This window comes from Elstera litoralis (assembly GCF_000963705.1).
Taxonomy (GTDB): Bacteria; Pseudomonadota; Alphaproteobacteria; order Elsterales; family Elsteraceae; genus Elstera; species Elstera litoralis.
This window is the reverse complement of the sequence record NZ_LAJY01000131.1, coordinates 1-6,686: the sequence shown is the minus strand read 5'-3', so window position 1 is coordinate 6,686 and position 6,686 is coordinate 1. Positions and strand designations below refer to the sequence as shown.

Annotated in this window: 6 protein-coding genes; all 6 read left to right on the top strand. The window is 61.5% G+C overall.

Annotated elements, in window-relative coordinates; all coding sequences use genetic code 11:
* Positions 1 to 222: hypothetical protein (locus VZ95_RS25250; RefSeq protein ID WP_232302520.1), on the top strand; the 222-nt coding region annotated here is incomplete at its 5' end.
* A 379-nt stretch (positions 223 to 601) separates the two neighbouring features.
* Complete coding sequence (locus VZ95_RS06475; RefSeq protein ID WP_232302521.1) at positions 602 to 2,263, top strand: ABC transporter substrate-binding protein; 1,662 nt, start codon at positions 602 to 604, stop codon at positions 2,261 to 2,263.
* A gap of 7 nt (positions 2,264 to 2,270) precedes the next feature.
* The gene (locus tag VZ95_RS06470; protein ID WP_045775130.1) at positions 2,271 to 3,269 is read left to right on the top strand and encodes an ABC transporter permease; all 999 of its coding nucleotides are present in this window, start codon (positions 2,271 to 2,273) and stop codon (positions 3,267 to 3,269) included.
* Entirely contained in the window at positions 3,269 to 4,411 is a 1,143-nt protein-coding gene (locus tag VZ95_RS06465) for an ABC transporter permease (protein ID WP_045775129.1), read from the top strand. The genes VZ95_RS06470 and VZ95_RS06465 overlap by 1 nt, the downstream gene beginning before the upstream one ends.
* Positions 4,389 to 6,443, top strand: a complete 2,055-nt coding sequence (locus VZ95_RS06460) for an adenylate/guanylate cyclase domain-containing protein (RefSeq protein ID WP_045775128.1) — start codon at positions 4,389 to 4,391, stop codon at positions 6,441 to 6,443. The genes VZ95_RS06465 and VZ95_RS06460 overlap by 23 nt, the downstream gene beginning before the upstream one ends.
* A complete protein-coding gene (locus VZ95_RS06455; protein WP_045775127.1) occupies positions 6,436 to 6,552 on the top strand; it encodes a type II toxin-antitoxin system RelE family toxin in 117 nt (38 codons plus the stop codon). Before VZ95_RS06460 ends, VZ95_RS06455 begins: the two co-directional genes overlap by 8 nt.
* Positions 6,553 to 6,686 lie beyond the last annotated feature (134 nt).

Here is a 6,686-nt window from a genome sequence, read left to right as displayed (position 1 = left end):
GCGGGCAGTGTGCTGGATCGTCTGTTCGATTTATTGCCGGATTATCCCAGTCTCTCGATAAAGCTTGCAGCAGAGAAGCTTGGCGTCTCCTATCCGGCGGTCAGCGGCTATATCGAGCTTCTGCACAAGGAAGCTATTCTGGTCGAAACGACGGGCCAGGCTCGCAATCGGCGCTTTGTGGCAGAAGCGATTGTGGCTCTGTTCCAGCCCAACCGAGATTGATTCGAATGCCTCTGGGCGTCAATTGCGGGGGCACCGCCGCCAAAGGGCTTGCCCTTTGGCGAGCTTTTTCTTTAGATCAAGCCCCGTTTCCGCCAGTCAGTCGGGAAAAAGGGATTCTTAAGGGCCAATCGGCYTTAAGCGGAGTGCAGAGGCAGCGCTCTGCTTTACGATCCTCGCTCTCCTCTCCCTCCCCGCCCGCGCCGTCGAGCCGGTCGAAACGCCGTTCTTCGCCGCCGAGGTCGCCGCCGGGAAGCTGCCACCAATTACCGCGCGCCTGCCCAGCGATCCGAGCCTTGCCAATTTTCCGCCGGGCACCCAAATCGGGCGTCCGGGCGGCGAATGGCGCTGGATTGGCGGGTCGGCGCGCGATGTGCGGCAGATGGTGGTCTTCGGCAATGCCCGTCTCGTCGCCTATGACGAAAACTACCAACTTCAGCCGGATTTGCTGGCCGGGCTGGAGGTTCAGGAGGACCGTATTTTTACGTTCCACCTGCGCGCAGGCCACCGCTGGTCGGACGGCACGCCGTTTACCTCGGAAGATTTCCGCTATTTCTGGGACGATGTGGTCAATAATAAGGAACTCACCCCCACCGGCCCGCCGCCCTCCTTACGGGTGAACGGCCAAGGCCCGGAGGTGAGTTTTCCCGATGCGCTGACGGTGCGCTACGCGTGGCCCGCCGCCAATCCGAAGTTTCTGCACGAGTTGGCGGGACCGGCCCCCCTGTTCATTTACCGCCCGGCGCAGTATCTGAAGCAGTTTCACGCGCGTTATGCCGATGCGGAGGCGCTGAAGGCCGCTATTGCCAAGGCCAAAGCGCGCAATTGGGCACAGCTTCATAATCGGCTTGATAATCAATATCGCAACGACAATCCGGATTTACCGACGCTGGACCCCTGGGCTTTAAAAACCAAGCCGCCCGCCGAACAGTTCATCTTCGTGCGCAACCCCTATTATCACCGCATCGACGCCAAGGGCCAACAACTGCCCTATATCGACCGGGTGCTGATGCAGGTGGCCGAACCGAAACTCATCCCAGCGAAAGTGGGCGCGGGGGAAGTGGATTTGCAGGCGCGGTACTTGGGGTTCTCCGACTATAGCTTTCTGCGCGGGGCCGCCAAAGAGAAGGGGGCGACCGTCACCCTTTGGCGCAACGGGCGCGGGGCACATCTGGCGCTGTTCCCCAATCTCACCGCCGCCGATCCGGTTTGGCGCGGGCTGATGCGCGATGTGCGCTTTCGCCGGGCGCTGTCGCTCGGCCTCAATCGGCGCGAGATCAATCAGGTCGTCTATTTCGGCTTGGCGCGCGAAGGCAACAATAGCGTGCAGAAGACAAGCCCGCTGTACCGCGACTCAACGCGCGTCACCTGGGCCAGTTACGCGCCGCAGCAGGCCAATAAGCTGCTGGACGAACTCGGGCTGGTCCGCGATGCGGCCACCGGCATGCGCCGCCTGCCCGATGGCCGCCCGCTGACCATTGTCGTTGAATCCGGCGGCGAAAGCCCCGATCAGGCCGATGTGATGCAGTTGGTCCGCGATGCTTGGGCGGAAATCGGCATCAAGACCCTCACGAAGAATTTCCAGGCCGATGTGTTCCGCAACCGCCTATTCGCGGGGGAAACAGTGATGAGCATCGCGTCGGGGGCCGAAAACGGCCTCGCCCGCGCCGATCACTCCCCCGCCGAATGGGTGCCGACGCAGCAGTTGCACGGCGCGTGGTCGCAATGGGGAAATTTCTACGAATCCTCCGGCAAGGCGGGCCAAGCCATCGACATGGCCGAAGGGCAAGAGTTGATGCGGCTCTACGATACCTGGCGCACAGCCGCCAGCGAGGCCGCGCGCCGGGAGGCGTGGCACGCTATTCTAGAGTATCACGCCGACCAGCAATTCGTGATCGGGCTGGTGTCGGACGTGCCGCAGCCGGTGTATGCGCGCAAAAATCTGCGAAATTTACCCGCCGAGGGCATGTATAATTGGGAGCCGGGCGGCCATCTCGGCCTGTATCGCCCGGACCGACTGTGGTTCGAGGATGGGCAGAAATGAGCCGCGCATGCTGAATTACCTTATTCGCCGCCTGCTGGTGATGATCCCGACGCTGCTTGTCATCAGCCTCATCACTTTCATCCTCATCCAACTGCCGCCGGGCGATTATCTCACCACCTATATCGCCGAGCTGCAAAGTCAGGGCGAGGCGGTGGACCCGGCGAAAATCCAGTTTCTGCGCGACCAATATGGGCTGGATAAACCCCTGTGGGAGCAATATCTGGTGTGGCTGTGGGGCATGCTCCACGGCGATTTCGGCTGGTCGTTCGAATATCAACTGCCGGTGAGCGAGGTCATCGGCGACCGGCTGCTGCTGTCGATCATCCTGTCGTTCAGCACGATTCTGTTTACCTGGATCGTCGCCTTTCCCATCGGGGTTTATTCCGCCGTGCGCCGATATAGCGCGGGCGACCATATTCTGACGATCATCGGCTTTCTCGGTATCGCCACGCCGAATTTTCTGCTGGCCCTTGTGCTGCTCTACCTCAGCAACCGCTGGTTCGGCATTTCAATTGGCGGGCTGATGGACCCGATCTACTTGGGGCAACCCTGGTCGGGCGCGAAATTCCTGTCGGTCGTGCAGCATTTGATCGTTCCAACGCTGGTGATCGGGCTTGCGGGCACGGCAGGGATGATTCGGCGCTTGCGGGCCAATCTGCTCGACGAATTGCATAAGCCTTACGTGACCACGGCACGGGCGAAGGGCTTGCCCGCCCGCCGGGTGCTGCTGAAGTATCCGCTGCGCATGGCGCTAAACCCATTCATTGCCGATATCGGCAATCTATTGCCGCAAATGATCTCGGGCGCGACCATCGTCTCGGTGGTCATGTCGCTGCCCACGACGGGGCCGATGCTGCTGGCGGCGTTGCAAAGCCAGGATATGTATTTGGCTGGAAGCTTTTTGTTTTTCCTGGCGCTGCTGACCGTCATCGGCGTGCTAGTGTCCGATATTGCCTTGGCGGCGCTCGATCCGCGCATTCGCCTCGGCGGGCCGGGGGGGGCGTGATGCAGCATTATGTGAACCCGGAGCCCTTCGATCCCTACGCCATCGATAAGATCACCCCGGCGCAGGAGCGGATTTATCAGGCAAAGCCATTTCAACTGATGGTCTGGCGGTTCCGGCGGCACCGGCTCGCGGTCATCAGCCTCCTCTTTCTGGCGTTTGCCTATGCGACGACGCTGATTACGGAGATGCTCGCCCCCTATGGGCTGACGACGCGCAATATCGAGCATATTCTCGCGCCGCCCCAAGGCATTCACCTGTTCCACGAGGGGCGCTTCGTTGGGCCGTTTACCTATGGGCTCGAATATCGGCTTGATATGGAGAATCTCGTTCGCGTCTATACCCCCAATAAGGCGCGGGTAGAGCCGTTACGCTTCTTCTGCCAGGGCGATGCCTACCGTTTCTGGGGAATGATCCCCGGCACCTTCCATCTGGTCTGCCCGCCGGAGGGTGGCACGCTGTTCTTGCTGGGCACCGACCGGCTCGGGCGCGATATTCTCTCGCGCATTCTCTACGGCGCGCGGATTTCGCTAACGGTGGGGTTGATCGGCATCAGCATCAGCCTGTTTCTCGGCCTCCTGCTCGGCGGGATTGCCGGCTATTACGGCGGCAAGGTCGATTCGATCATCCAGCGCGTTATCGAAATGCTGCGCAGTTTCCCGGAACTGCCGCTGTGGATGACGCTCTCCGCCGCCTTGCCGGTCGATTGGAGCCCGGTTGTCATCTATTTCGGCATTACCGTGATCCTGGGGCTGCTTGATTGGACCGGGCTTGCCCGCGCCGTTCGCTCCAAACTGCTGGCCCTGCGGGAAGAAGATTTCTGCACGGCAGCCGAACTCATGGGCGCAAAACCGTCGCGGGTGATTCGCCGCCATCTTTTGCCCAATTTTCTAAGCCATATCATCGCCTCGGCAACCCTCTCGATCCCTGGGATGATTTTGGGCGAAACCGCCTTGAGCTTCCTGGGATTGGGATTGCGCGCCCCCATCACCAGTTGGGGGGTATTGTTGGCGGAGGCGCAGAATATCAATGCCGTCGTACTCTATCCCTGGCTGCTGTTTCCGGTGGTGCCCGTGATCCTGGTCGTCTTGGCGTTCAACTTCCTTGGCGATGGGCTTCGGGATGCGGCAGATCCGTATAGTTAAATATCTCACGCGCCGCCTGGGCGCCGCCCTCAGCGGGCGATTGCCGATCACCTGGCTCTTGGCCCTCGGTTTTACCGGGCTGATGACGCTTGCGGTCGGCACCGTCTTTTACGTTGGGGCCGAAGAAACCCGGCGCATCACCTTCGAGTTGCTGGCCGAACGCGGCGGGCAGGCCTTGGCGCAGGTGGTCCGCTCGGTCGATGGCATTCTGACCCCCGTCCGCCGACAATTGGCCATGATGACCGAAGCCGTCGCCGAAGGCCGGGTGGACTTGCGCGACCGCGACCAAATCGCCGGGCTGTTGGTCGGGAGCCTGTCGGCCACGCCGCAAATTGTCGGTGTCGGCTATGTCACCGCCTCGGGCGTCGCCTATCGCGCCACGCGCGGCGAGCGCGATGTGAAGCGCATCGTTCTGCCCGGCGGCGAGGGCATTCGGCGGCAGTTGCAAACGCTCGCCCAAAGCCGTGCGCCGGAATGGTTGCCGCCCGTGTGGAGCACAGTGTTGCAACAGACGGTCGTGACCCTGCGCGTGCCGGTGTTCGATGAAAACGATCAGTTTCTCGGCGTAATCGAAGCGGCGGTCGGCGTCGGCGAGGTTTCGCGCAGCTTGGCCGAAAGCTCCAACCTGAACCAACAAACCGCCGTTATTCTCTATGATCGCGACTGGGTTTTGGCCCATCCCAACCTCGCCAAAATGCAAATGACTGGCTCGGATCAGCGCCCCCTCCCCCGCTTGGAGGAAGTGGGCGATCCCGTGCTGGCGGAAATCTGGGGCAAGGGAAAAACCCCGAAGGGGGCCTTCCCCGTGCTGTTGCGGCAATTCGATCAGGAAGCAACACTGCTGAACGTCGAAGTTGGCCGGGAGGATTATGTTTTCCTCTACCGCGAAATTACCCGCTACGGCGATAAGCCCTGGATTCTCGGCTTTTATGTTACCGAGGAGACGGTCGAGGAAGCTTTCGGCAGTCTGCAAATGGTGGTGATGACCGGGGCGCTGGTGCTGATGGGCTCCATCGGCCTCTCGCTCCTCTTGGCGCGCGTCATCCGTCGCCCGATCAAAGATTTCGCTCAGGCCAGCGAGGCCGTGGAAGCGGGCGATTTCGATGCCGTGCCCGCCTTGCGCCGCAGCCCAGTTCGGGAGTTCGACGAAGGGGCACGCTCCTTCAATCGCATGGTCGAAGGGCTGCGCGAGCGCCAGAAAATCCGCGATCTCTTCGGTCGCTTCGTGCCCGCCAATGTCGCGGCCCGCCTGCTGCACGACCCGAGCCGCCTGAGCCTGGAAGGCGTGCGCCGGGAAGTCAGCGTGCTGTTCACCGATATTTACGGCTTCACCGCCCTGTCGGAAAGCTTCCCGCCGGAGCAGGTGATTCCCCTGCTGAACCGCTACCTCGGCATCGTCTGCGAGATTATTGCGGAGGAAGGCGGCATTGTCGTCGATTTCATCGGCGATGCGGTGTTCGCCCTGTTCGGCGCACCGGAATTTATGGCCGATCACCCGCTCTGTGCCCTGCGCGCCGCCCGCAAAATCGAAGCGGCGACGACTGAATTTGCCGACGCGGTGCGCCGGAAAGGCATTCCCTTCGGCTATACCCGCCTGGGGCTCAATGCCGGCACCGTCACGGTCGGGAATTTCGGCGCGGCGGACCGGCTGAAATATGGCGCGGCGGGGGATGCGGTGAATACCGCCGCCCGGATTGAGACCGCCAATAAGGCGCTGGGTACCCGGCTGCTCGCGGGCAATCGCATCATCGAACTAACTGGCGATACCGACTGCCGCCCGGTCGGGCGCGTGGCTTTACGCGGGCGCAGCGAGCCGATGGACCTGTGGGAAATCCTGCCCAAAGGCAGCGGTCAAGACCCCTGGGTTCTCGCCTACCGCCAGGCCTATGACGCGCTGATGCGCGGCGACGCCGAGGCGCGGGAAAGCTTGCGCACCCTCGCCGAAGACCGGCCCGACGATCAAGTCATCGGCTGGCTGTTGGACGCAAGCGAAGTTTCCGCCCTGCCCGTGCTGTATTTGGGGAATGATTAACTGGAAGTATCGCGTCGGCGATTATCGCATCATTGCCAGCATCGAAGATGATATTTTGCGTATTCTCGTCGTGCGCATTGGCAATCGGGGGGATGTCTATCGAGACTAACCCTACGCTTTTACTCACCCTAGACAGTTAGTCACGCGCCTCATATTCCGCTCGCAAGATCGCATAAAAGGCGATGTCCCAACGGTCCGTACCGATCTGAAGTGCGGAGCGGCGCACGCCTTCGCGCACAAACC